Annotated in this window: 24 protein-coding genes; 21 read left to right on the top strand and 3 right to left on the bottom strand. The window is 67.7% G+C overall.

The annotated features are described in order from the left end of the window. The first annotated feature begins 108 nt into the window (after positions 1–108). The 3 genes from rpmE to prmC all read left to right on the top strand — a co-directional run bounded on the left by rpmE (position 109) and on the right by prmC (position 2365). Positions 109–318, top strand: a complete 210-nt coding sequence (rpmE, locus tag DFJ65_RS14390; protein ID WP_115923611.1) for a 50S ribosomal protein L31 — start codon at positions 109–111, stop codon at positions 316–318. Positions 319–408: 90 nt separating this feature from the next. Further along, positions 409–1503: a peptide chain release factor 1 gene (gene prfA / locus DFJ65_RS14385; protein ID WP_115923610.1), complete on the top strand. Its 1095-nt coding sequence runs from the start codon at positions 409–411 to the stop codon at positions 1501–1503. A gap of 10 nt (positions 1504–1513) precedes the next feature. Beyond that, positions 1514–2365, top strand: a complete 852-nt coding sequence (gene prmC / locus DFJ65_RS14380) for a peptide chain release factor N(5)-glutamine methyltransferase (RefSeq protein WP_115923609.1) — start codon at positions 1514–1516, stop codon at positions 2363–2365. A gap of 8 nt (positions 2366–2373) precedes the next feature. Here prmC and DFJ65_RS14375 read toward each other — a convergent pair whose 3' ends face one another. Then, entirely contained in the window at positions 2374–2943 is a 570-nt protein-coding gene (locus DFJ65_RS14375) for a pentapeptide repeat-containing protein (RefSeq protein WP_115923608.1), read from the bottom strand. 436 nt (positions 2944–3379) lie between these two features. Here DFJ65_RS14375 and DFJ65_RS14370 point away from each other — a divergent pair, with 436 nt between their 5' ends. The 14 genes from DFJ65_RS14370 to DFJ65_RS14305 all read left to right on the top strand — a co-directional run bounded on the left by DFJ65_RS14370 (position 3380) and on the right by DFJ65_RS14305 (position 17306). Beyond that, entirely contained in the window at positions 3380–4555 is a 1176-nt protein-coding gene (locus DFJ65_RS14370; protein WP_115923607.1) for a PLP-dependent cysteine synthase family protein, read from the top strand. Further along, a complete protein-coding gene (locus DFJ65_RS14365; protein WP_115923606.1) occupies positions 4552–5397 on the top strand; it encodes an L-threonylcarbamoyladenylate synthase in 846 nt (281 codons plus the stop codon). Before DFJ65_RS14370 ends, DFJ65_RS14365 begins: the two co-directional genes overlap by 4 nt. Continuing rightward, on the top strand, positions 5394–6674 hold the full coding sequence (locus DFJ65_RS14360; protein WP_115923605.1) for a serine hydroxymethyltransferase: 1281 nt from the start codon (positions 5394–5396) through the stop codon (positions 6672–6674). Before DFJ65_RS14365 ends, DFJ65_RS14360 begins: the two co-directional genes overlap by 4 nt. A gap of 125 nt (positions 6675–6799) precedes the next feature. Further along, the gene (locus DFJ65_RS14355; protein ID WP_115923604.1) at positions 6800–7900 is read left to right on the top strand and encodes a glycosyltransferase family 4 protein; all 1101 of its coding nucleotides are present in this window, start codon (positions 6800–6802) and stop codon (positions 7898–7900) included. Between the two features lie 108 nt (positions 7901–8008). Continuing rightward, entirely contained in the window at positions 8009–8497 is a 489-nt protein-coding gene (locus DFJ65_RS14350) for a Cg1360 family ATP-synthase-associated protein (protein WP_115923603.1), read from the top strand. Next, a complete protein-coding gene (locus DFJ65_RS14345; RefSeq protein ID WP_115923602.1) occupies positions 8494–8769 on the top strand; it encodes an AtpZ/AtpI family protein in 276 nt (91 codons plus the stop codon). The genes DFJ65_RS14350 and DFJ65_RS14345 overlap by 4 nt, the downstream gene beginning before the upstream one ends. Positions 8770–8839: 70 nt before the next feature. Then, a complete protein-coding gene (atpB, locus tag DFJ65_RS14340) occupies positions 8840–9670 on the top strand; it encodes a F0F1 ATP synthase subunit A (RefSeq protein WP_211308453.1) in 831 nt (276 codons plus the stop codon). An 87-nt stretch (positions 9671–9757) separates the two neighbouring features. Then, positions 9758–9970 (top strand): ATP synthase F0 subunit C, encoded by a 213-nt coding sequence (locus tag DFJ65_RS14335; RefSeq protein ID WP_115923601.1) that lies wholly within the window; start codon positions 9758–9760, stop codon positions 9968–9970. Positions 9971–10037: 67 nt separating this feature from the next. Next, positions 10038–10637: a F0F1 ATP synthase subunit B gene (locus tag DFJ65_RS14330; RefSeq protein WP_115924339.1), complete on the top strand. Its 600-nt coding sequence runs from the start codon at positions 10038–10040 to the stop codon at positions 10635–10637. Next, the gene (locus tag DFJ65_RS14325; RefSeq protein ID WP_115923600.1) at positions 10637–11449 is read left to right on the top strand and encodes a F0F1 ATP synthase subunit delta; all 813 of its coding nucleotides are present in this window, start codon (positions 10637–10639) and stop codon (positions 11447–11449) included. Before DFJ65_RS14330 ends, DFJ65_RS14325 begins: the two co-directional genes overlap by 1 nt. Positions 11450–11525: 76 nt before the next feature. After that, positions 11526–13160 (top strand): F0F1 ATP synthase subunit alpha, encoded by a 1635-nt coding sequence (gene atpA, locus DFJ65_RS14320; RefSeq protein WP_115924338.1) that lies wholly within the window; start codon positions 11526–11528, stop codon positions 13158–13160. A gap of 51 nt (positions 13161–13211) precedes the next feature. Next, the gene (locus DFJ65_RS14315; RefSeq protein ID WP_115923599.1) at positions 13212–14123 is read left to right on the top strand and encodes a F0F1 ATP synthase subunit gamma; all 912 of its coding nucleotides are present in this window, start codon (positions 13212–13214) and stop codon (positions 14121–14123) included. A gap of 25 nt (positions 14124–14148) precedes the next feature. Continuing rightward, on the top strand, positions 14149–15606 hold the full coding sequence (atpD, locus tag DFJ65_RS14310; protein ID WP_115923598.1) for a F0F1 ATP synthase subunit beta: 1458 nt from the start codon (positions 14149–14151) through the stop codon (positions 15604–15606). Positions 15607–15998: 392 nt separating this feature from the next. Continuing rightward, positions 15999–17306: a uracil-xanthine permease family protein gene (locus DFJ65_RS14305; RefSeq protein ID WP_115923597.1), complete on the top strand. Its 1308-nt coding sequence runs from the start codon at positions 15999–16001 to the stop codon at positions 17304–17306. A 277-nt stretch (positions 17307–17583) separates the two neighbouring features. Here the strand turns inward: DFJ65_RS14305 and DFJ65_RS14300 are convergent, their stop codons facing one another. Continuing rightward, positions 17584–18228 carry a hypothetical protein gene (locus DFJ65_RS14300; protein WP_115923596.1) on the bottom strand — a complete coding sequence of 215 codons (645 nt, stop codon included), beginning with the start codon at positions 18226–18228 and terminating at the stop codon, positions 17584–17586. A 194-nt stretch (positions 18229–18422) separates the two neighbouring features. Here DFJ65_RS14300 and DFJ65_RS14295 point away from each other — a divergent pair, with 194 nt between their 5' ends. The 4 genes from DFJ65_RS14295 (at position 18423) to DFJ65_RS14280 (ending at position 22825) form a co-directional block, all read left to right on the top strand. Beyond that, positions 18423–19256, top strand: coding sequence for a polysaccharide deacetylase family protein (locus DFJ65_RS14295; RefSeq protein WP_115923595.1), 834 nt, complete (start codon positions 18423–18425; stop codon positions 19254–19256). Between the two features lie 78 nt (positions 19257–19334). Beyond that, entirely contained in the window at positions 19335–21980 is a 2646-nt protein-coding gene (asnB, locus tag DFJ65_RS14290; protein WP_115923594.1) for an asparagine synthase (glutamine-hydrolyzing), read from the top strand. 136 nt (positions 21981–22116) lie between these two features. Then, the gene (locus DFJ65_RS14285; protein ID WP_115923593.1) at positions 22117–22392 is read left to right on the top strand and encodes a F0F1 ATP synthase subunit epsilon; all 276 of its coding nucleotides are present in this window, start codon (positions 22117–22119) and stop codon (positions 22390–22392) included. Positions 22393–22399: 7 nt separating this feature from the next. After that, positions 22400–22825 (top strand): DUF2550 family protein, encoded by a 426-nt coding sequence (locus DFJ65_RS14280; protein ID WP_170144105.1) that lies wholly within the window; start codon positions 22400–22402, stop codon positions 22823–22825. 68 nt (positions 22826–22893) lie between these two features. Here the strand turns inward: DFJ65_RS14280 and DFJ65_RS14275 are convergent, their stop codons facing one another. Further along, the gene (locus tag DFJ65_RS14275; RefSeq protein WP_115923591.1) at positions 22894–23592 is read right to left on the bottom strand and encodes a cob(I)yrinic acid a,c-diamide adenosyltransferase; all 699 of its coding nucleotides are present in this window, start codon (positions 23590–23592) and stop codon (positions 22894–22896) included. Positions 23593–23637 lie beyond the last annotated feature (45 nt).

Genomic DNA, 23637 nt, shown 5'->3' with positions numbered 1-23637 from the left:
GTTTTGGCCTATGTCCGCCGCTCTGGCAGACTTGACCCTTGGCCCCGGTTCACGCCCCGCACCCCGCGCGGCGACCCGGGAATCAGCCTGAACCTCGAGGAGAAGCCCGTGAAGAAGAACCTTCACCCGAACTACGCCGAGACCGTGGTGTCCTGCACCTGCGGCAACACGTTCACTACCCGCAGCACCGCCGAGTCCGGTCGCATCAGCGTTGAAGTGTGCTCCAACTGCCACCCGTTCTACACCGGCAAGCAGAAGATCCTCGACACCGGTGGCCGCGTCGCGCGCTTCGAGCAGCGCTACGGCAAGAAGAAGTAGCGACTTCGATCCGCCGGTTCCGTGCCTCGCACGGAACCGGCGGATTTGTGTTTGCACCCGTCCCCGCGCCGCCGTACGAAGGAAGTCCCAGTGCTTGATTCAGCCTCCGCGATCGTCGCCGAGCATGCCGAGCTCGAGCGGCGGATGACCGATCCCGAGGTGCTCGCCGACCCGGTGATGTTGCGCAAGGTCAACAAGCGGTACGCGGCGCTCGCGCCCACCGTGGCGGCCTTCAACGCGTGGCGGACGGCGCAGGACGACCTCGCGACGGCGCAGGAGCTGGCCACCGAGGACGCCGCGTTCGCCGAGGAGGTGCCGGCGCTCACCGAGCAGGTGGCCACGACCGAGGCGCACCTGCGCAAGCTGCTGCTGCCGCGTGACGAGGACGACGACCGCGACGTGATCCTCGAGGTCAAGGCCGGCGCCGGCGGCGCCGAGGCGGCCCTCTTCGCCGCCGACCTGGTGCGGATGTACCTGCGGTTCGCGGAGCGGTCGGGGTGGCGCGCCAGCGTCACCGATGGCACCGAGTCGGACCTCGGCGGCTACACCGATGTGCGCCTGCAGATCCAGGCCAAGGGCACGATGGAGCCGGGCACGGCCCCCTGGGCGAGGCTGAAGTACGAAGGCGGCGTGCACCGCGTGCAGCGCGTGCCGGCCACCGAGTCGCAGGGCCGCATCCACACCTCGGCCGCCGGCGTGCTCGTCATGCCCGACCTCGACGAGGGCGACGACGACGAGATCACGTTCGGGCCGAACGACCTCAAGATCGACGTCTACCGCAGCTCCGGCCCCGGCGGTCAGTCGGTCAACACCACCGACTCCGCGGTGCGGATCACCCACCTGCCGACCGGTGTCGTCGTCTCGTGCCAGAACGAGAAGTCGCAGCTGCAGAACAAGGAATCGGCGCTGCGCGTGCTCAAGGCACGGCTGCGTCAGATCGAGCAGGAGAAGAAGGACGCCGAGGCATCGGCCGCGCGCAAGTCGCAGGTGCGCACGATGGACCGCTCCGAGCGCATCCGCACCTACAACTTCCCCGAGAACCGCATCGCCGACCACCGCACCGGCTACAAGGCCTACAACCTCGACACCGTGTTGGACGGCGAGCTCGGCCCCGTGATCGACTCCGCCGTCGAGGCCGACGAGGCCGCGAAGATGGCGGCCGTCGCTGCCGGCGGCAGCAACTGAGCGACCGCCCGTGAATGACCTTCGGGCGACACTTCGGGCTGCCTCGGATCGGTTGCGGCACAGCGGTATCCATTCGGCGGACGCCGAGGCGCACCAGCTGCTGGAGCACGCCTGGGGCCGCTCGGGTGAGCAAGTGCGTCGCGCCGTGCTCATGGGGGAGGAGCTGCCGGACGACGTCGGCGACCGGTTCGACGTGCTCGTCGACGAACGCGCCCGACGGGTGCCGCTGCAACACCTCACCGGTCGCGCCCACTTCCGTCACCTCGAACTGGAAGTCGGACCGGGAGTCTTCGTGCCGCGGCCGGAAACCGAACTGATCGTCGATCTCGGTCTCGCGCATGTGCCGCAGGGGGGCACGCTGGTCGACCTGTGCACCGGCGCCGCGCCGATCCCGCTCGCGGTGAAGCAGGAGCGCCCTGACCTGCGGGTGCACGCCGTCGAGCTCACCGAGCACGCCTTCGCCTGGGCGACTCGCAACGCCCAGCGCCTCGGGCTCGACATCGACCTGGTCAGCGCGCCCGCGCAGGATGCTTTCCCTGAGCTCACCGGCGTGGTCGACGTGGTGCTCAGCAACCCGCCGTACATCCCCGACGCGATGGTGCCGGTCGACCCCGAGGTGCGTGACCACGATCCGGCCGAGGCACTCTACGGCGGCAGCGCCGATGGTCTGCGCATTCCGCTCGAGGTGGCGGCGCGTGCCTTCGAGCTGCTTCGTCCGGGTGGCGTGCTGATCATGGAACACGCTGAGACTCAGGGCGATTCACTGCCTGCAGCGCTCGCTCGCGCCGGGTGGGTCGACGCCCGGGACGAGCCCGACCTGACCGGTCGCCCCCGCTTCGCCGTGGCCTTCCGGCCGCGCTGAGCCTGGGCTCAACTGCCGATCTCGAGGATCTGCGCTCCGGTGAGGTCGGCGACGATCGCGCCGGCCTGGGCGGGCGACAGGATCGCTCCACGCAGTGCGCGCAGCCGGTCGAGGTCGCAGGCGCCGAGTCGGGCACCGCGCAGATCGGCGTCGGTGAGGTTGGCGTCGAACAGATCGGCGTCGGTGAGGTCGCACTCGTCGAAGACGGACGCGTGCAGGTCGGCTCCGCGCAGCACCGCCTCGGTGAACCGGCAACCGGTGAGGTCGGCGTTCGCGAGCACGACACCCATGAGGTTGGCTGCGAAGAGGTTCGACCGGCGGATCTCGAACCCGAGTCCGCGGGTGCGTTCCATCGACACACCGGTCATCCGGCAGCCGGTGAACACCACTGCGCCCACCGCGGCGCCGTCGAGCAGCGTGCCGTCGAGCGCGCACTCGGTGAAGCTCACCTCGGTGAGGTCGAGGTCGCGCAGGTCGGCCCCGGCGAGGTCGCAGCGCAGCAGAGTGACCGGTTCGCGGGCTTCGTCGAGGATCGTGGACAACGCAGCGCGATCGAGTGACCGGTCGGTGATCTCCATGGGCACCACTGTGAACCACGCCTGCGACAGCCGGCCCCGAAGGGGTCGAATGCACGCCCCGAACAATCCGGTTGCACCTGCGACGGCGCCCGATCAGCGCCTTCGGTGGTGCCCGCGAATGCCGACAGCGCGCGGTGACCACGTACGACGAGTTCGATCAGCGTGAGGCCCCACACGACGAACGCGACCTGCTGGAGGACCGCAACCGGCGTGCTCGGCATCGCCGACCTGTCGGCGATGGTCTGGTAGAAGATCAGCGCACCCGCCACGAGCGCGGCGATCCGCGCCGTGACCCAACCCGGCCACGTGATCAGCGGACCTCGTCCGCCGGCCGCTGCGTGAGGCAGCGCAGCGAGGAGCCCGCGCCGTCGGCCGGGTGGCTGCGACAACCGCACGGTTGTCGGCGACCGTTGGGCGCGGGCCTACGATCGCAGTCATGCAGCAAACCTCGGCCGACGTCACGAACTGTTGCGACGACGACCGCGCCTGGGTCTCCTGGGCCATCCGCGCCGTCAACGCCGATGCCAACCGGTCGGCCGACACCCACCTCATCCCGTTGCACCTGCCGTCCGATCTCGGGGTCGACGTCTACCTGAAGGACGAGTCGACCCACCCGACCGGCAGCCTCAAGCACCGCCTCGCTCGCAGCCTGTTCCTCTACGGCCTGTGCAACGGTTGGATCACCCGCGACACGGTGGTGGTCGAGGCCAGCAGCGGATCGACCGCGGTGAGCGAGGCCTACTTCGCCCGACTGCTCGGGTTGTCGTTCGTCGCGGTGATGCCGCGCTCGACCAGTCAGCGCAAGATCGAGTTGATCGAGCGGTACGGCGGACGCTGCGAGTTCGTCGACAGCGGGGCGCTGGTCTACCAGCGGGCGCAGGAGATCGCCGACGAGACCGGCGGGCACTACCTCGACCAGTTCACGTACGCCGAGCGGGCGACCGACTGGCGCGGCAACAACAACATCGCCGAGTCGGTCTTCGCGCAGATGGCCGACGAGCCGCACCCGGTGCCCACCTGGATCGTGGTCGGGGCCGGCACCGGCGGCACCAGCGCGACGATCGGACGGTACCTGCGCTACCAGGGCCACGACACCAAGTTGTGTGTCGTCGACCCGGAGAACTCCGTATTCTTCGACGGCTGGGTCGACCGCGACCCCGAACGCACCATCTGCGGCGGCTCCCGCATCGAGGGCATCGGCCGCCCGCGCACCGAACCGTCGTTCGCACCCGGTGTCGTCGACCGGATGATCAAGGTGCCCGACGCGGCGTCGATCGCCGCCGTCCACCTGCTGAGCGAGCGCACGGGTCTTTGGGCCGGCGGTTCGACCGGCACCAACCTGGTCGGCACCCTGCGGCTCGCCTGCGAACTGCGCGAGCGTGGTGAGCGCGGCTCGATCGTCACGCTGCTGTGCGACGGCGGCGCCCGATACGAGCAGACCTACTACGACCCGAACTGGTTGCGCGACAACGAGATCGACATCGAGCCCTACAAGAATGCGCTGCGGTCGGCCTTCGGCGACGGCCGTTGGACGGACCTGGATGCGCTCGGCCTCGCCAATGCGGGAGACTCGTCCTCGATGTCAAAAAACCCGGCGAGGAGTGTTCAGTGAGCCCGGTCTTCGACCTGTCCGACGAACAAGGGCGCACCGACGGCATCGCGGCCGCCGTCGAGGCCGCCCGGATGGGCCGATGTGTGGTGCTGCCGACCGACACCGTCTACGGCATCGGCACCGACGCGTTCAGCGCCGCCGGGGTCGACGCCCTGCTTGCCGCCAAGGGCCGCGGACGCGACATGCCCCCGCCGGTGCTCATCGGCGATGTGGCAGCGGTCGACGGTCTCGCGACGGCGGTGCCGTCCTATGCGCGCCGGTTGATCGACGCATTCTGGCCCGGCGGCCTGACGCTGGTGTTCCGGTCGCAGCCGTCGCTCGCCTGGGACCTCGGCGATACCAACGGCACTGTCGCACTACGCATCCCGGACGACGAGCTGACTCTCGCGGTGCTGCGCGAGGTGGGCCCGATGGCGGTCAGCTCGGCCAACCGCAGCGGCGAACCCACGGTCACGACCATCACCGAGGCGGGCTTCGCGTTCGGCCCGGCCGTCGACGTCTACCTCGACGCCGGCGTGCGCAACGGCGACACCCCTTCGACGATCCTCGACTGCACCAAGGCCGACCCGGTGGTGCTGCGCGCCGGCGCGATCACCGTCGAGCAGTTGCGCGAGGTGCTCGGCCCGGTCGAGCTCGTCGACCCGTTCGCCGAGCAGCCGCCGGACGACGCGGTGGACCACCCCGCGGACGACGCAGAAGGCGCAGCGCCGATCGCCCCCGAGATCGACCCCGCGACCGGCGAGCGGGTGCCACTCGACGGCCCGATCGACCTCGCGAAACACGAAGACCCCTCCGAAGACACCAGCGAACCAGAACAACCCGACCACGAGGTGAACCCATGAGCACGCCCTTCTACGGCTCCGACTACGAGGCGCTGGAGCAGTTCGACCCCGAGATCGCCGGCATCCTGGTCGACGAGGTCGACCGGATCCGCAGCGGTCTCCAGCTCATCGCCAGCGAGAACCTGTCCAGCCCGGCGGTCATCACCGCTCTCGGGTCGACGCTGACCAACAAGTACGCCGAGGGCTACCCGGGTCGCCGCTACTACGGCGGCTGCTCCGTGGTCGACCGTGCCGAGAGCCTCGCGATCGAGCGGGCCAAGGAACTCTTCGGTGCCGATCACGCCAATGTGCAGCCGCACTCCGGTGCAAGCGCCAACCAGGCGGTCTACGGCGCGTTCATGCAGCCGGGCGACACCATCCTCGGCATGGCGCTGCCGATGGGCGGTCACCTGACCCACGGCACCAAGGTGAGCTTCTCGGGCAAGTGGTTCAACGCCGTCCACTACGGCGTCGACAAGCAGACCGAGGACATCGACTACGCCGAGGTCGAGCGGCTCGCCAAGGAGCACAAGCCGAAGGTGATTCTCGCCGGCGGTTCGGCGATCCCGCGGCTGATCGACTTCGAGTTCTTCCGCAAGCTCGCCGACGAGATCGGGGCGATCTTCTGGGTCGACGCGGCCCACTTCATCGGCCTCGTCGCCGGTAAGGCCATCCCGAGCCCGGTGCCCTACGCCGACGTCGTCACCTTCACCACCCACAAGGTGCTGCGCGGCCCGCGCTCGGGCGCGCTGGTCTGCAAGGAAGAGCACGCCGCCAAGCTCGACAAGGCGGTCTTCCCGATGATGCAGGGCGGTCCGCAGATGCACACGATCGCGGCGAAGGCGGTCAACTTCAAGGAGTGCGCCTCCCCGGAGTACGCGCAGTACGCCAAGGACGTCATCGCCAACGCGCAGCAGTTGGCGACCTCGCTGGGGGAGAAGGGGATCCGCCCGACCACCGGCGGCACCGACACCCACCTGTCGCTGCACGACCTGCAGGGCGTCGGGGTCACCGGCGCCGGCGCCGAGGCGCGCGCCGACGCGGCCGGCATCGTGCTGAACAAGAACGCGATCCCGTTCGACCCGCAGAAGCCGAACGTCGCCTCCGGCATCCGGGTCGGCACCCCGAGCGTCACGACGCAGGGCATGGGGGTCGAGCAGATGAAGACCATCGCCGAGCTCATCCACACCGCCGTCACCCAGGGTGACGGCGACCCGGACAGTGCGATCTCCAAGCAGGTGCGCGCCGGTGTCGACGAGCTGTGCAAGCAGTTCCCGGCCTACCCGCGTCCGGCCTGATCGACGGCCTGATCTCCGAACCCGACCGCTGCCGCTCGTGCCACTCGACCACCGAGTGGCACGAGTGGTTAGTTTGGGGTGCCCACCTTCTGCCCCACCCGATGCCGAGGAACCGCTGACCGTCCGTGCGTGAATACCTGCTGGTGTGCGTCGTCGCCACGGCCATCACCTTCCTCGCGACCCCGGCGATCCGGTGGCTCGCGGTGCGCTTCGGCGCGGTGACGCCGGTGCGCGGACGCGACGTGCACTCGGTGCCCGTACCCCGGCTCGGCGGCGTGGCGATGCTCATCGGGTTTGCCGCAGCTACCTTCGTCGCGTCCCAATTGCCTTATTTGTCAAGACTGTTCAGCTCTGCGGAGCTGTACGGCGTGCTGGTCGCGGCGGTCATCATCACCGCTCTCGGCGCAATCGACGACTTCATCGAGCTCGACGCGATCACGAAGTTCGCGGGACAGATGATCGCTGCGGGCGTGATGGCGTTCGCGGGCGTTCAGCTCTACCTGGTGCCGTACGGCGGCGCGCAGACGATCCTGCCGCAGCCGGTGATGGTGACGCTCACGATCTTCATCGTCATCGCCACGACCAACGCGGTGAACTTCGTCGACGGGCTCGACGGCCTGGCGGCCGGCATGACGGCGATCGCGGCGACCGCGTTCTTCATCTACGCCTACTCCTCGATGCCGACCGACCTCAACGTCGAGACCGTGTTCTCGACGTCGGCGTTCGTGTCGGCGGCGATCGTCGGCTGCTGCATCGGCTTCCTGCCGCACAACTTCCATCCGGCGAAGCTGTTCATGGGCGACGCCGGGGCCCTGTTGCTCGGACTGCTGCTCGCGGCGGCCACGATCTCCTTCACCGGCAACTTCGACCCGAGCATCGCCCCGCAGCGCAGTTCGGCGCTGGTCGCCTTCTGGCTGCCGATCGTGTTGCCCCTGTCGATCCTCGCCGTGCCCATCCTCGACGTGTTGTTGGCGATCAAACGCCGTGGCCTGAAGTTCTGGAAGCCCGACGCCAAGCACTTGCACCACAAGATGCTCGGCATCGGTCACCCGCACCGTCAGGCCGTGTTGCTGTTCTACCTGTGGTCGGCGGTCGCGTCCGGAGGAGCGTTGCTGTTCACGTTTCTCGAAGCGAAGTACGCCGCGGCGGCTCTCGTCGCGGGCATGTTGATCTGTCTGGCACTCACCCTCGGACTGCCGAAATTGGGCCGCAGGAGGACTTTGTGATAGTTTTCACAAGGACCTGGGAGGGCCCTGGCACTGGTTCGTACCCGCTGCCGACCGGCCCGCTGACCAGGCACAACGACCCCCGTCTCCGGCAGTTCTGAGGGCCCAGTGAAGACCGCGCACCGTCCGCTCGCCGCCAGGCGTCGTGACGTTTCGGCGCCGGTTCCGGGCACCGGACGCGATCGCACTGCGGTGCCGATGATGTTCCGCGGGGGAGTGATCGCCGCAGTCGCGACGCTGCCGATCGCCGCGGTCGTCGGACTGGTCGCACGCGGCACTGCCGGCCTGCTCGGCGCGATCGCCGGAGTCGGTGTGAGTGCCCTGATCTTCCTCATCGGTTACGTCGGCATCCGCTGGGTGCTCGAGCAGTTGCACCCCAACTCCGCATTGGCCGGCGCGCTGGGGATCTACTTCCTTCAGATCAGCCTGTTGTTCCCCGCATTGCTGTTCCTCACCCACGTGGAAGCGCTCGACGCGCGCAGCGTCGCGCTCGGTGCCCTCGCTGCAGCGTTCGTCTGGCTGGGTGGGCAGCTGTGGGGCTTCCTGCACTCGCGCACCCCGCTGTTCGACGTCGCGCTCCCGGGGGCTTCGCGATGAGCGCCAAGGTCGTCCGTCCGACCCACGCGAAGTCGGACCAACTCGCGTCCAACGTCACCGCGATCCTCATCTCGGGGCCGCTGGTCTACACCCTGCTCGGCTGGCTGGCCGACCGTTGGCTCGGCACCAAGCCGTGGTTGACCCTCGCCGGACTACTGCTGGGCATGGCCCTGTCGATGTACCTCGTGTGGATCCGATACGGTAACCCCGGCGAGAACGCCGCAGGTTCGAACGGATCGACGCCCACCGAGACCCCCGAAGGTGACGTGTGATCGACCCGAATCCGGCTGAGCCCCGAAACCTTCATCTGCCCCTGACCAATACCGTCACCGAGGAGAACGAGTGAGCCTCAACGCGCTGGCCCTACCGGCAGCCGTCCACGCCGAGGGCGGATTCCCGCCCAAGCCCGACGACTTCTGGCAGCCGCTGGTGACCTTCGGCCACGTCAACTGGGGCGGCTACGAGTTCACGCTCGCCATCACCCGCCCGATGGTGGTCATGTTGATCGCGACCGGTCTGCTGCTCTGGTGGCTGCTGTCCACCACTCGCAAGGCCGCTGTCGTGCCGAGCAAAGGCCAGTACCTCACCGAGCAGGTCTACCACGCGATCCGTGGCGGCGTCGCCGAGGACTCGATCGGCTCCAAGGACTTCCTGCGGTTCGTGCCGTTGCTGTTCAGCCTGTTCGTCTTCATCCTGCTGAACAACTGGATGGGCATCATCCCGCCGTTCCAGAACCCCACAATGGCCCGCGTCGGCTTCCCGATCGCGCTCACGCTGTTCGTCTACGTGATCTACCACTGGGTCGGCATCAAGAAGCACGGTGGATTCGGCAAGTACATCAAGTGGATGATCCCGCCGGGCGTGCCGGGCTGGCTGCTTCCGCTGATCGTGCCGCTGGAGCTGCTCACGTTCTTCATCACCCGCCCGGTGACGCTCGCCCTGCGTCTGTTCGGCAACATGTTCGCCGGCCACATGCTGCTCGTGGTCTTCATCCTCGGCGGTTGGGAACTGTTCAACCAGGACGCCATCGGGCTGAAGCTCGTCGCAGTGCCGGCGTGGTTGATGGCTGTCGTGATGACCGCGTTCGAGGCCCTGGTGCAGTTCCTGCAGGCGTACGTCTTCGTCCTTCTGGCCGCCTCGTACATCGGTGGCGCCCTCGCGGACGACCACTGATCAACAACTGAACACAAACCCCACAATCGCCCAGAGCGAACAGTTCGTTCTGGTCCATCCCACACAATGTGAGAGGCACTACCCAAAATGACTGGTGAACTCAGCGGAAACCTCAGCACCATCGGCTACGGCCTGGCCGCCATCGGCCCGGCGATCGCCATCGGTCTGATCTTCGCCGCCTACATCTCCGGCGTCGCCCGTAACCCGGAGAGCGGCAACCTGCTGCGCCCGATCGCCATCCTCGGCTTCGCGCTGGCTGAGGCCCTTGCCATCTTCGGTCTGGTCCTCTTCTTCCTGTAAGACCCGCGCAGGGCCGGCGGTTCGATCAACGCCGCCGGGTCCTGGTGAAACCGAGGAGCACAACGTGATCATTTCCAGCGGAGCGGTCCAGGCCGCGGTGCTGCTTGCGGAGGGCACTGACCCCGAGCACACGCAGAAGCCGATCCTGCCGCACATCCCTGAGCTGGTCTTCGGCATCATCGTGTTCGGCTTCTTCATGTTCATGGTGAAGAAGTACGTCGTGCCGAAGCTGGAGCAGGCGCACGCCGAGCGCACCGCCGCCATCGAAGGCGGTATGGAGCAGGCGCAGGAAGCTCAGAAGCAGGCCGAGGCTGCCAAGGCGCAGTACGAAGCCCAGCTGAGCAGCGCTCGTGACGAAGCCGCGAAGATCCGCGAGGACGCCCGTTCGCAGGGTGCGCAGATCGTCGCCGACATGCGGGAGCAGGCCAACGCCGAAGCCACCCGCATCGTCGACTCGGCGAAGAAGCAGACCGAGGCCGACCGCCAGGCGGCTGCGGTGTCGCTGCGTTCCGACGTGGGTCGCCTGTCGACCGACCTCGCCAGCAAGATCGTGGGCGAATCGCTGCACGACGAGGCCCGCCAGAAGGGCATCGTCGACCGGTTCCTCGCCGAGCTGGAGTCGGGTGCGCTGAAACCGACCAAGATCGGTACCGAGGCAGGCAACTGATGCAGGGAGCCTCCCGGACCGCATTGGCCCACGTCCGCGCCGAGCTCGGACGTCGGTTGAGCGAAGGAGCCGACGCGGCGGACACGTCGCGTCAGCTGTTCGCCGCAGTCGACGTCCTCGACGGCAACGCCGGACTGCGACGGGCCCTCACCGACCCGACGCACGACGCGTCGGCTCGGGCCGGGTTGGTCGACAGGCTGTTCGGCGGCAAGGTCGGCGACGCCGTCCTCGCCGTGCTGCGCGAGCTCGCCTCGCAGCGGTGGAGCAGCGACCGCGACGCCTCCGACGCCGTCGAGGAACTTGCTGTCGACTCCGCCTTCGCCGCAGCCGACCGTCGTGGTCGCCTCGACGAGGTGGAGGAGCAGCTGTTCCGCTTCGAGCGCACCGTGGCCGGCGATGCCGGACTGCGCGACGCTTTGACGGACCGGCAGCGTGCGGGCGCCGACAAGGCGGCACTCGTCAGCCGACTGCTCGAGGGCAAGGCCGAACCGGAGACCGCATTCCTCGCGGCCCGGGCCGCCGAGCACCCGCGTGGTCGTCGCTACGAGCGCGTGCTCGAGGAGTACCTGCGCGTCGCCGCGGCGGTGCGTCAGCAGCTCACCGCGACGGTCACCGCCGCGACGCAGCTGAGCTCGGAGCAGCGTGACCGGCTGGCTCGTGCACTGCACAACCTCTATGGACGCGAGGTCATGACCAACGTCGTCGTCGACCCGCAAGTGGTCGGTGGCGTCCGCGTCCAGGTCGGTGACGAGGTCATCGACGGCACCATCCTGACCCGACTCGACCAGGTCCGCCGCGACATCGCGGGCTGAAGTCCGACGGTCGAAAACCTCGTAACCCACCTGACAGCTTGAACCGCGGGCCACGGCCCACACGAAGGAGAAGATGATGACGGAGCTCTCCATCCGTCCGGAAGACATTCGGGCCGCACTGGACGGTTACGTCCAGTCGTACGAGCCGGGCCAGGCATCCCGCGAAGAGGTCGGCCGCGTCACCGACGCAGCCGACGGCATCGCCCACGTCGAGGGCCTGCCCACCGCCATGACCAACGAGCTGCTGCAGTTCGAGGACGGCACCCTCGGCATCGCGCTGAACCTCGACGTGCACGAGATCGGTGTCGTCATCCTCGGTGAGTTCGGTGGCATCGAAGAAGGCCAGGAAGTCAAGCGCACCGGCGAGGTGCTCTCGGTTCCGGTGGGCGACGCCTACCTCGGCCGTGTGGTCGACCCGCTGGGCCAGCCGATCGACGGTCTCGGTGACATCGCCACCGACGAGCGCCGCGAGCTGGAGCTCCAGGCGCCGAACGTCGTGTCGCGCAAGTCGGTGCACGAGCCGCTGATGACCGGCATCAAGGCGATCGACTCGATGACCCCGATCGGTCGCGGTCAGCGTCAGCTGATCATCGGTGACCGCAAGACGGGCAAGACCACGATCGCCACCGACACGATCATCAACCAGAAGGAGTACTGGGAGACCGGTGACCCGCAGAAGCAGGTTCGCTGCATCTACGTCGCCATCGGCCAGAAGAACTCCACCGTCGCCGAGGTCCGCGCGACCCTCGAGGAGGCGGGCGCGATGGAGTACACCACCATCGTGAACGCCCCGGCCGGCGACCCGGCGGGCTTCAAGTACCTCGCTCCGTTCACCGGTTCGGCCATCGGTCAGCACTGGATGTACGAGGGCAAGCACGTCCTGATCGTGTTCGACGACCTGTCGAAGCAGGCCGACGCATACCGCGCCATGTCGCTGCTGCTGCGCCGTCCGCCGGGCCGCGAGGCCTACCCGGGCGACGTCTTCTACCTGCACAGCCGTCTGCTCGAGCGTTGCGCGAAGCTGTCCGACGAGCTCGGCGCGGGTTCGATGACCGGTCTGCCGATCATCGAGACCAAGGCCGGTGACGTCTCGGCGTTCATCCCGACCAACGTCATCTCGATCACCGACGGTCAGATCTACCTGCAGGCCGACCTGTTCAACGCCAACCAGCGCCCCGCGGTCGACGTGGGTGTGTCGGTGTCGCGTGTCGGTGGTGCCGCGATGACCAAGGCCATGAAGGCCGTCACCGGTTCGATCAAGGTCGACCTCGCGCAGTTCCGCGAGATGCAGGCGTTCGCCATGTTCGCCTCCGACCTCGACGCCGCGTCCCGTCGTCAGTTGGCTCGTGGTGAGCGTCTGATGGCGATGTTCAAGCAGCCGCAGAACTCCCCGTACGCACTCGAGGAGCAGGTCGCTTCGATCTGGGCCGGCACTACCGGCCAGCTGGACGAGGTTCCGGTCGACGACATCAACCGGTTCGAGTCCGACTGGCTCGACTACCTGCGACGCAACGAAGGTGACTTCCTGAAGTCGGTCCGCGAGAGCACCAAGCTCGACGACGACGGCAAGAAGACCCTCGAGAACGCGATGGCCGAGTTCAAGAAGGAGTTCCGCTCCACCCCCGACCACGGTGGTGAGGGTTCGGAGCGCTTCGACGAGCTCACCGAGGACCAGATCAACCAGCAGCAGATCGTCAAGCAGAAGCGCTGAGGCGCCCTGCACGATCACTGACGGTTCGACAGCGACAAGGAAGGAACGCCTATGGGAGCGCAGATGCGGGTCTACCGCCAGCGCATCCGGTCGGTCCAGGCCACCAAGAAGATCACGCGCGCGATGGAGCTCATCGCCGCGTCCCGGGTGGTCAAGGCTCGACAGGCCGTCGAGCGGTCGACGCCCTACGCGACGGCCCTCACCCGCGCCGTGTCGGCTCTTGCGACCCACTCGGACGTCGAGCACGTGCTCACGACCGAGCGCGAGCAGCCGAAGCGGGCAGCGGTGCTGATCATGACCAGCGACCGCGGTCTCGCCGGTTCGTACTCGGTCAACGCCATCAAGCGCAGCCAGGAGCTCATCGAGCACCTGCGCGCTGATGGCCTCGAGCCGGTGCCGTTCCTGGTGGGCCGCAAGGCGGTGAGCTACTACAAGTTCCGTCGGCGCGAGTTCGCCGCGGAGTGGAGCGGTTTCACCGACAGCCCCACCCCGGAGATCGCCCGCGAGATCGGCCAGCGTCTCACCGACGAGTTCATCAAGGGCTCGGAGAACGGCGGCGTCGACGAGGTGCACGTGGTCTACACCCTGTTCCGCAACATGGTGACCCAGGAGCCGCGCGTCATCCGGCTGCTCCCGCTCGAGGTCGTCGAGAGCGACCAGGCCGCGGAGCAGCAGGACGCTTCGACCGACCTGCTGCCGCTGTACGAGTTCGAGCCCGATGCGGCGAGCGTGCTGGACGCGCTCCTGCCGAAGTACGTCGAGTCGCGGATCTTCAACGCGTTGCTGCAGTCGGCCGCATCCGAGCTGGCTGCCCGCCAGCGCGCGATGAAGTCGGCGACCGACAACGCCGAGGAACTCATCAAGACGTACACCCGACTGGCCAACCAGGCACGTCAGGCCGAAATCACCCAAGAGATCAGCGAGATCGTTGGTGGCGCCAGCGCACTCGCCGACGCCAGCTGAGCGCCATACGAGAAGGAATCAATCAATGAGCACCATTGCTACCGAGCCCGAGGCCGGCCAGGCCCAGCAGCCCGGCGGTGTCGGTCGCATCTCGCGTGTGATCGGCCCGGTCGTCGACGTGGAGTTCAGCGTCGACACCATGCCGGAGGTTTACGCCCTGCTCAAGGCCGAGGTCGAACTCGGCGGCGAGAAGAAGACGATCAACCTCGAGGTCGCCCAGCACATCGGCGACAACATGGTCCGTGCGATCTCCCTGCAGCCGACCGACGGTCTCGTCCGCGGTGCGCAGGTGCAGGACACCGGCGGCCCTATCACCGTCCCGGTCGGCGACGTCACCCTCGGCAAGGTCTTCAACGCCACCGGTGACTGCCTCAATCTCGAAGAGGGCCAAACCCTCGAGGTGAACGAGCGCTGGGGCATCCACCGCAAGGCCCCGGCCTTCGACCAGCTGGAGTCCAAGACCCAGATGTTCGAGACCGGCATCAAGGTCATCGACCTGCTCACCCCGTACGTGCAGGGTGGAAAGATCGGTCTGTTCGGTGGTGCCGGTGTCGGCAAGACCGTTCTGATCCAGGAGATGATCGCCCGTGTCGCCCGCGACCACGGTGGTGTGTCGGTGTTCGCCGGTGTCGGCGAGCGCACCCGTGAGGGCAACGACCTGATGGTCGAGATGGAGGAGGCCGGCGTTCTCGGTCAGACCTCGCTCGTCTTCGGCCAGATGGACGAGCCGCCGGGCACGCGTCTGCGCGTCGCACTCTCGGCGCTGACGATGGCGGAGTACTTCCGCGATGTGCAGAAGCAGGACGTATTGCTGTTCATCGACAACATCTTCCGCTTCACCCAGGCGGGTTCGGAGGTGTCGACCCTGCTCGGTCGTATGCCCTCCGCGGTGGGTTACCAGCCGACCCTCGCCGACGAGATGGGTGTGCTCCAGGAGCGCATCACCTCGACGCGTGGTCACTCGATCACCTCGATGCAGGCGATCTACGTGCCGGCCGACGACTACACCGACCCGGCTCCGGCGACCACCTTCGCCCACCTCGACGCGACCACCGAGCTCTCGCGTGACATCGCGTCGATGGGTATCTACCCGGCTGTGGACCCGCTGACCTCCACGTCGCGCATTCTCGACCCGCGCTACGTGTCGGCCGACCACTACAACACCGCGGTCCGGATCAAGGGAATCCTGCAGCGCAACAAGGAGCTGCAGGACATCATCGCGATCCTCGGTATCGACGAGCTGTCGGAAGAGGACAAGATCCTCGTCAACCGCGCCCGTCGTATCCAGCGCTTCCTGTCGCAGAACACCTACGTTGCCAAGCAGTTCACCGGCATCGAGGGCTCGACGGTTCCGCTGGCCGACACCATCGAGGCGTTCACCAAGATCGCCGACGGTGACTACGACCACGTCCCCGAGCAGGCGTTCTTCATGTGCGGTGGCCTGGACGACGTCGAGGCCAAGGCCAAGGAGCTCGAGGGATAATTTCCTCTGGCCGCCCTTCGCGGTGAAGCCCCCCGGACGCACGCGTCCGGGGGGCTTCCGCGTCCCGCCGCCGTGAGCCTCGCGCTGTGGCCGGTGGGTGCCACCGCTGGCATTCGCCAGCGGTGGATCGTCCTGCGGTGGATCGTCGTGGTCGAGGCAACAGTCGGGCGCTCGTAGCTCGGGCGCCCGTAGCTCGGTCGCTGCGCGTGAGGTGCTCGCTCGTGGCTCGGGTAAAGCAAACCGCGGTTTGGGGCGGCGGTGTAGTGCAGACCGCGGTGTATAGCTCGCGCTTTGCACTACGTGGGGCTGCCGATCCGCGCTTTGCACTACCTCGCGCGGCCAGACGATCCACCCTTCTGCGAATCACAGCGACCCCGATAGGATCGCGGCTCGTGAACGGACTCGGTTGGACCCTGCACGGTGACGGACGAACGATTGCCCCGGGGCAGGTGGTCGCACCCGAGGAGCGGCTGACCTGGCCGCGCACGATCGGCATCGGGGCACAGCACATCGTCGCGATGTTCGGCGCGACCTTCCTGGTGCCGCTGATCACCGGCTTCCCGCCGTCGACCACGCTGTTCTTCTCCGGCGTGGGCACGATGATCTTCCTGCTGATCACGGCCGGACGGGTGCCGAGCTACCTGGGCTCGTCATTCGCGTTCATCGCGCCGATCACGGCCGCCAAGACCGATCACGGCATGGCGGGAGCCCTCGGTGGTGTCGTGCTCGCCGGTGTCAGCCTCTTCCTCGTCGGCCTGGTCGTGCAGGTGCTCGGAGCCGGTTGGCTGCGCGCGCTGATGCCGCCGCTGGTCACCGGCGCGATCGTCGCGCTCATCGGGCTCAACCTCGCGCCCGCCGCGAAGAACAACTTCGTCGTCTCGCCGGTGACCGGCACCGTCACGCTGGTGGTCATCGCGCTGGTCACCGTGCTTGGACGCGGCCTGCTCGGACGTCTTGCGATCCTCGTCGGTGTGCTCGCCGGGTACGTCGTCGCGGTGTTGCGCGGCGAGGTGAACTTCGACAGCGTCGAGAAGGTGGATCGTTGGATCGGGCTGCCCGACTTCCAATCTCCGACCTTCCACCTGTCGGCTGCAGCGCTGTTCATCCCGGTCGTGCTGGTGCTCGTCGCCGAGAACATCGGCCACGTGAAGTCGGTGTCACAGATGACCGGCCGCGACCTCGACGACGTCTCCGGACGCGCGCTGATGGCCGACGGACTCGCCACGACGCTGGCCGGCGCGGGCGGCGGTTCGGGCACCACGACGTACGCCGAGAACATCGGGGTCATGGCTGCGACCAAGGTCTACTCGACGGCGGCCTACTGGGTCGCGGCGTGCGGCGCGCTGCTGCTCAGCTTCTGCCCGAAGTTCGGCGCCGCGATCGCGACGGTGCCGGCCGGTGTGCTCGGCGGCGCGGGCACGATGCTCTACGGCATGATCGGGCTGCTCGGCGCCCGCATCTGGATCGACAACAAGGTCGACTTCGGCAACCCGATCAACCTCACCTCGGCCGCGATCGGCCTCATCATCGGCATCGCCGACTACACCTGGAAGCTCGGCGACCTCACCTTCTCCGGCATCGCGCTCGGCACCATCGCGGTGCTGGTGAGTTATCACGTGATGCGGGCCCTGAACCTCTGGTCGAAGGTGCTGCCCGATCCGCAGCGGGCGGAAGCGAAGGCTGCCTCGTCAGCGGTGTAGTCGCACCGCGCCGCCGGCGCAGCCGAGCGGCCCCAGCAGTTGGAGCGCGTGGGTATCGGCGCTGCTCGCCGGACTGGGTGAACGCGGCGAGGTTCGCGATCGCGTAGTAGAGCAGCACCCCGAACGAGCTGAACCCGACCACCACGCTCGAGCCGAGTCCGATCGCGATCGCATCGCCGGTGCCCAAGCGCCGCGCAAGCTCGGTCACCGCTGATCACCCGCCTCGACTCGGTCTGCGCGCGGGCGTCGCGTGGCTCGCGAACCCTTGGGTGGGAAGTCAGTCGCGGGCGGCCGGGCCGAGTCGGCCACCGTACGCGGCGACGAGGGCCTCGGCGACCGGGCGCACGTTGCGCGCGACGACCTCGGCGGGCACGCGGGGGAGGTTCTCCTCCCAGTCGAGCATCGGCGAGCCGCGGAACTGCAGGATGCGCGCCGGCCTGCCCATGAACAGCATGTGCAGGTGCGCTCCGCCGTCGCCGTACTTCGCCAGCTGGACGCGTCCGACGCTCGGCAGTTCCTCGACCGCGGCCGAGACCGTGGCGATCAGCGGTCCGAGCCCGGCGGCCACCGCGGGCGGCATCGTCGGCAGGTCGCAGTGGGTGAGCGGGCTGAGCCACACCATGATCGGCAGCCCCGAGCCGTCCAGATCGGTCGAGAGCTTCCACTCGTCGTTCGACCAGACCAGGCCGTCGGCCTCGGGGTCGACCGGTTCGGCACACCAGCAGGTCTCGGGATCTTCGCCGCGGCGCGCGGGTTCGGTGTCGGCCAGCGGGGCGAGCGGCTTGATCTTCAGGAAGTCGATCTCGTACGGGTAGATGTCCCAGCCGGGCATTTCCTCGACGGCGACCGGAAGGCGGCGTTCGTCGCCGAGCGCCGCTTCGATGCGTGCGTAGTAGTCCTCGGGGCTCTCGGGTGCGTCCATGTGCGCAAACCTAGCCGCGCGCGGCCGGGCCACGGGCCGCCAGCGTGGCCCGAGATGAATGCCGTCGCGGCCCAACGGTATGGGCACCTCTACCCATTCAGGTATCGCAACCGAACCGGCCCGCTCCTCCCTCATAGCGATGCACCGAGAACGCCCGGCCGACCGGCCGCGCGACCGGCAAATCAGGGGGAATCATGAACACGCTTCGCAGCCGTCGGACGGTGAAGATCTCGGCTCTCGCGCTCGCCGCGACGATGGGGGCGACCGGCATCGCGGTGGCGGCCAACACGGGCGCCGCCAGCGCCGCGTCCGGCCTCAACCTCGAAAGCATCGTCGGTCCGCTCACCTGGGGAGCAGTCGTCGGGGCGGGCAGCCGCGCCGGCGCGGACGTCGGTGGCAGCACGACCGGTGGCAGCTCCACCGACGCCGGCTACCGCACCACACGCTGCGGCAACAACGGCGACAAGGTGCTCCTCGTCTTCGACGACACCTCGCCGAGCGCCGCCGCGTTCCGCAACCTGGTCGACACCGCGAAGGCCAACGACATCGGCATCGGGGTCGCCCCGAACGGCAGTGCGGTCGCTGCGGGCAACGCCGACCCGGCCTACGCCCGGGCCAACGGGATGCTGGTCGTCGACCACACCTACGACCACCACGACCTCACGACGCTGTCCGACGATCGGATCGCGTGGGAGATCACCCGTCCGCAGGTGGACAGCAACTACGTGCGTCCGCCGTACGGCGCCTACAACGCGCGGGTGTGGTCGGTGCTCGCGCAGCACGGCAAGTTCAACTGCATGTGGAACCTCGACCCGCGTGACTGGGACGGCAAGTCGGCCCGGTCGGCGGCCGACCACATCGTGCGCAATGCGTTCCCGGGCAGCACGGTGGTCGTGCACCTCAACCACATGGGCACCGACCCGGGCACGCTGCCCTACATCAAGCAGGGCCTGGCCGACCGAGGACTCGAGCTGTGTGCGCCGTGGAGCAAGCCCACGACCAATCGGATGCCGGCCACCTACTGCTGACCACCCAGGCAGCAATGTGACCGGCTCGCCGTCCGGCGGTGTCGGCCGCACGTGCGGGCGCACCTTAGGATTGCGCCCATGTGTGGAATCGTCGGTTACTACGGTCCGGACGGCAGCGAAGCCATCCTTCGCGCGATGAACGACTGCCAGGTGCACCGCGGACCTGACGGCGAGGGCACCCACTTCGAGGGCCCCGTCGGTCTGGGGCACCGCCGGCTGTCGATCATCGACGTGGCCCACGGTCAGCAGCCGATGCAGACCGCCGACGGGCGCTACACGATCGCCTACAACGGTGAGGTCTACAACTACCTCGACCTGCGCACCGAACTCGAGGCCCTCGGCCACACCTTCACCACCGACTCCGACACCGAGGTCGTGCTGCAGGCGTTCGCGCAGTGGGGCGGCGACGCGTTCGACAAGTTCAACGGCATGTGGGGCCTGGCGATCTGGGACGCGGTCGAGCAGCGCCTGACGCTCTCCCGCGACCACTTCGGCATCAAGCCGGTCTACCTCGCACAGGTCGGCGACACCGTGCTGTTCGCCTCGGAGATCAAGTCGATCCTCGCCAGCGGTCTCTACCGCAAGGCCGTCAACGAGCGCTCGCTCTACCGCTACCTGCGCTTCCGCATCCACGAGGACGGTCGGGAGACCTTCTTCGACGGCATCGAGCGGCTCGAGCCGGGGGAGATGCTGACCGTCGACGCCTCGGGTGTGCAGCGCCGTCCGTTCACCCGGCTGCGTGACGAGCTCGCCGAGCTGGCCAAGCAGCAGCGTCCGTACGACGACGCGGCTGCGGCGGAGTACAAGCAGCGCCTGTTCGAGTCGGTGCGGCTGCGCCTGCAGTCGGAGGTGCCGGTCGGCACCTCGCTGTCGGGTGGCCTCGACTCCTCGGCCGTCGCCGTGATCATCAACCAGCTCCTCAACGAGGGCGACGAGACCACCAAGTCGATCGGCGCTCGCCAGAACACCTTCTCCGCCGTGTTCCCGGGCTCGCTCAACGACGAGGAGAAGTACGTCGATGCGGTGCTCGACATCTGCAAGGGGCAGGTCGACTCGCACAAGATCCTGCCGACCGCGGACGAGTTCAAGAAGGACCTTCTCGACTTCATCCGCACGCAGGAGGAGCCGCTGATCTCCTCCGGTCCCTACGCGCAGTTCCAGGTGATGCGCGAGGCCACCAACCACGTCACCGTCCTGCTCGACGGCCAGGGCGCCGACGAGATGATGGCCGGTTACATCCCCTATTACTTCGTCTACCTGCGTCAGCTGAAGGCCCAGGGCAAGAAGGACGCCGCGCTCGAGCTGTCCAAGAGCCTCGACGTCATCTACCGGCTGGGTCGCTTCAAGCTGCAGGACAAGCTCAAGCGCAAGAAGGTCATCCCGGCCACCGCGTTCATGAACTCCGAGTTCGCCTTGAAGCACGCGGGGGAGAAGTTCACGACCGAAGGTCGGAACCTCAAGTTGAGGTTGATCGAAGATCTCTTCCACAACTCGCTGCCCTCGCTGCTGCGCTACGAGGACAAGAACACGATGCGCTTCTCGCTCGAGGGACGCGTGCCGTTCCTCGACAAGGAGGTCGTGAAGTTCATCTTCAGCCTGTCCGACGAGGCGATCATCAAGGACGGCTGGAACAAGCGGGTGCTGCGGGACGCGACCCGCGGGCTGCTGCCCGACATGATCAACCGCCGCCGCAACAAGATCGGCTTCACCACCCCGCAGGGCGAGTGGTTCATGCGGTTGAAGAACTACTTCTACAGCATCTTCCTCTCCGAGGAATTCGCCAACAGGCCCTACTTCGACCAGAACGAGGTGCTCCACGCGTTCGAGGGTTGGATCAAGGGCACCAACGGTGTCGACTCGATGACCTTCTGGCGTCTGCTCAACGTCGAGCTGTGGCTGCGTGAGTTCTTCGACGAGAAGGTCGAGGTGTCGAGTGAGCCGGCGCGGATCAAGACCGACCTCGAGCCGAACGCCGACAAGCAGCTCGCACTCACGACCAGCCTCGGCGACCAGGTGACGCGCTACCCGCTGCGCAGCGAACTGGTCAGCAAGGACACCGACCTCGACCCGTTCGTGATGGAACACATCGACCGGTTCTTCGCCACGCTCGGCACCGACGAGCAGCACCGGCAGGCGGTCGCCGGCAAGCAGTGGTACTTCTTCATCTCCGAAAAGATCATCGCGATCACGCAGGGGCGTTCCTACTTCATCTGGGACATCAACGTCGGCCGTCCGGCGCGCATCCTGTCCAAGTACGTCACCCGCACGCCGGCGGGTATCGGCCTCGGCTCACCGTTCACGATGCAACTGGCGATCCAGGAAGCCGGCCTGCCGCGGGTGCTCTACGCGAGTGCCGGTGGCGCCGTCGGCAAGGTGCTCGGCAAGAAGGGGCTGTTCTACGAACTCGTCGGCAACGACATCCGCGCGATCGACGGTCCGACCGAGTACTCCGCCTACCCCTCGAACGTGTCGGCCAAGCTGGCGCCCAAGGACCCGGACGACGTCGCGGCCCGGCTCTCGGAGCAGATCCGCGCGCGGGTGCCCGAGCAGTACCGCGCCACCTTCGGCGGCACGGTGGTCATGGACGCCAACGACATCGGACGCAACGTGCTCGGCTCCGACGTCAAGGGTGTCGACAAGGCACGCTTCGAGGAGATGTTCGCCGACAACCCGCTCGGTCAGGGCTCGGAGCAGACCCCGATGGCGATCGTCGTGGTCGACTGACCTACTTCCGGTCGTCCGCCGTCCCGCCCGCAGTCTGCTCGCCGTCCGCTTGCACCGAACACCGTCAAGAGCACCGTGCGGGTGCCGGTAGACTCGTTCCAAGCCCGATGTACGTACTCGCCAGGAGATCGACCACGTGAGCAACCTCAACGTCCAGCTCGTCGCCGCCGACCGCAAGGTCTGGGAGGGCGAGGCAAAGGCGCTGTACGCGCGCACCGTCGAGGGTGAGCTCGGCATCCTGCCCGACCACACCCCGCTGCTCTCCGTGCTCGCCGAGTCGGCCGAGGTGCGCATCGACCCGGTGAACGGTTCGCGGCAGGTCGTGACGGTCGGCGGCGGCTTCATCTCGGTCGACCACAACACCGTCACCGTCGTGTCCGACGTCATCGACGCCTCCGGCCTGTCTGCCTGAGTCGACCTTGGGAGACGTCCTTCTCACCGCGGAGGTCGTCCTTGGCGCGCTCATCGCGCTCCTGCTGCTCACCATCGTCTGGATCGCGATCCGACGCTGGCTGATCACCCGCGATCAACTCATGATCCTCATGGCTCGCCGCCGTGGGGATTTTTGGGTGATGGGCATGGCCCGCACCAAGCCCGATGTCATCGAATGGTTCCCGATACTCGGGCTCGGCCTGCGCCCCAAATGGACGCTGGTGCGCGAGGAGGTCGAGTTCGGCCCGCCGATGCCGATGGACCGCCGTCCGGGTGTCATCCAGGAGCCGGTGCTCGTCGATTGCACCTGTGGTGACCAAGACCAGCAGATCGTCGTCGGTCGCCCGGACTACACCCAGCTGCGGTCGTGGTCGGAGTCGTCACCCCCAGGCTTCAACTCCAGTCGCTCCTGAGAACCCCGCGGCCACCCCGATACCCCGCATACACCCCGCAAACGCGCAGCGTTTGCGGGTTCTTGGGGTCAGCGTTCGCCGCCCGGCACCCAGAGCACGTCGCCGCCGGCCTCGACATTGGCCACCCGGGCGAGCACGAACAGCAGGTCGCTGAGCCGGTTCAGGTATGCAGCGGTCAACGGGTTGATGCCACCGGGGCGGGCCGCATCGCTCTGCTCGCCCTGCTCACCGTGCGCACTCCGCTCGGCGGACGGCTCGTCCACCGGCTCGGCGTCCTTCTTCGCGCCCTTGCGGGCGGCCGCCGGGGCCTCGTCCGTGCCGTAGGTCTCGATCGCCTCCCAGGTCGAGCGTTCCGCCCGCCGGACGACGGTGCGCGCGACGTGCAGGTGCGCGGCGCCCGGTGTGCCACCGGGAAGAATGAACGAACGCAGCTTCTCCAGGTCGTCGTTGTACCGGTCGATGTCGGCTTCGAGTTGATCGATCCACTCCTGCTGCACCCGCAACGGCGGATACTCCGGGTCGGCCACGAGCGGGGTGCACAGGTCGGCGCCGACGTCGAAGAGGTCGTTCTGCACGCGCACCAGGGTGCGACGGACGTCGTCCGTCAGGTCGCCGCAGGCGATCGCGACCCCGATCGTGCTGTTGGCCTCGTCGGTGTCGGCGTACGCGGCGAGCCGCGGGTCGGTCTTGGTGGTGCGGCTGAAGTCGCCGAGGGCGGTGCTTCCCTTGTCGCCGGTGCGGGTGTAGATGCGGCTCAGAATGACCATGGTCAGATCGTTGCACGACGGCCGGAAGATTGGTCGGATAGTCCC

This window comes from Calidifontibacter indicus, from assembly GCF_003386865.1.
Taxonomy (GTDB): domain Bacteria; phylum Actinomycetota; class Actinomycetes; order Actinomycetales; family Dermatophilaceae; genus Yimella; species Yimella indica.
Note: the sequence above shows the minus strand (reverse complement) of the source record. Positions and strands in the feature narration are given on the sequence as shown.

What these genes read in the sequence shown, in the direction of transcription:
- DFJ65_RS14360 (WP_115923605.1), top strand. Translation starts at nt 5,394, where the DNA reads ATGAGCACGCCCTTCTACGGCTCCGACTACGAGGCGCTGGAGCAGTTC.
- DFJ65_RS14300 (WP_115923596.1), bottom strand. Translation starts at nt 18,228, where the DNA reads ATGGACGCACCCGAGAGCCCCGAGGACTACTACGCACGCATCGAAGCG.
- DFJ65_RS14335 (WP_115923601.1), top strand. Translation starts at nt 9,758, where the DNA reads ATGACTGGTGAACTCAGCGGAAACCTCAGCACCATCGGCTACGGCCTG.
- DFJ65_RS14325 (WP_115923600.1), top strand. Translation starts at nt 10,637, where the DNA reads ATGCAGGGAGCCTCCCGGACCGCATTGGCCCACGTCCGCGCCGAGCTC.
- DFJ65_RS14345 (WP_115923602.1), top strand. Translation starts at nt 8,494, where the DNA reads ATGAGCGCCAAGGTCGTCCGTCCGACCCACGCGAAGTCGGACCAACTC.
- DFJ65_RS14315 (WP_115923599.1), top strand. Translation starts at nt 13,212, where the DNA reads ATGGGAGCGCAGATGCGGGTCTACCGCCAGCGCATCCGGTCGGTCCAG.
- DFJ65_RS14275 (WP_115923591.1), bottom strand. Translation starts at nt 23,592, where the DNA reads ATGGTCATTCTGAGCCGCATCTACACCCGCACCGGCGACAAGGGAAGC.
- DFJ65_RS14295 (WP_115923595.1), top strand. Translation starts at nt 18,423, where the DNA reads ATGAACACGCTTCGCAGCCGTCGGACGGTGAAGATCTCGGCTCTCGCG.
- DFJ65_RS14375 (WP_115923608.1), bottom strand. Translation starts at nt 2,943, where the DNA reads ATGGAGATCACCGACCGGTCACTCGATCGCGCTGCGTTGTCCACGATC.
- DFJ65_RS14370 (WP_115923607.1), top strand. Translation starts at nt 3,380, where the DNA reads ATGCAGCAAACCTCGGCCGACGTCACGAACTGTTGCGACGACGACCGC.
- asnB (WP_115923594.1), top strand. Translation starts at nt 19,335, where the DNA reads ATGTGTGGAATCGTCGGTTACTACGGTCCGGACGGCAGCGAAGCCATC.
- atpA (WP_115924338.1), top strand. Translation starts at nt 11,526, where the DNA reads ATGACGGAGCTCTCCATCCGTCCGGAAGACATTCGGGCCGCACTGGAC.
- atpD (WP_115923598.1), top strand. Translation starts at nt 14,149, where the DNA reads ATGAGCACCATTGCTACCGAGCCCGAGGCCGGCCAGGCCCAGCAGCCC.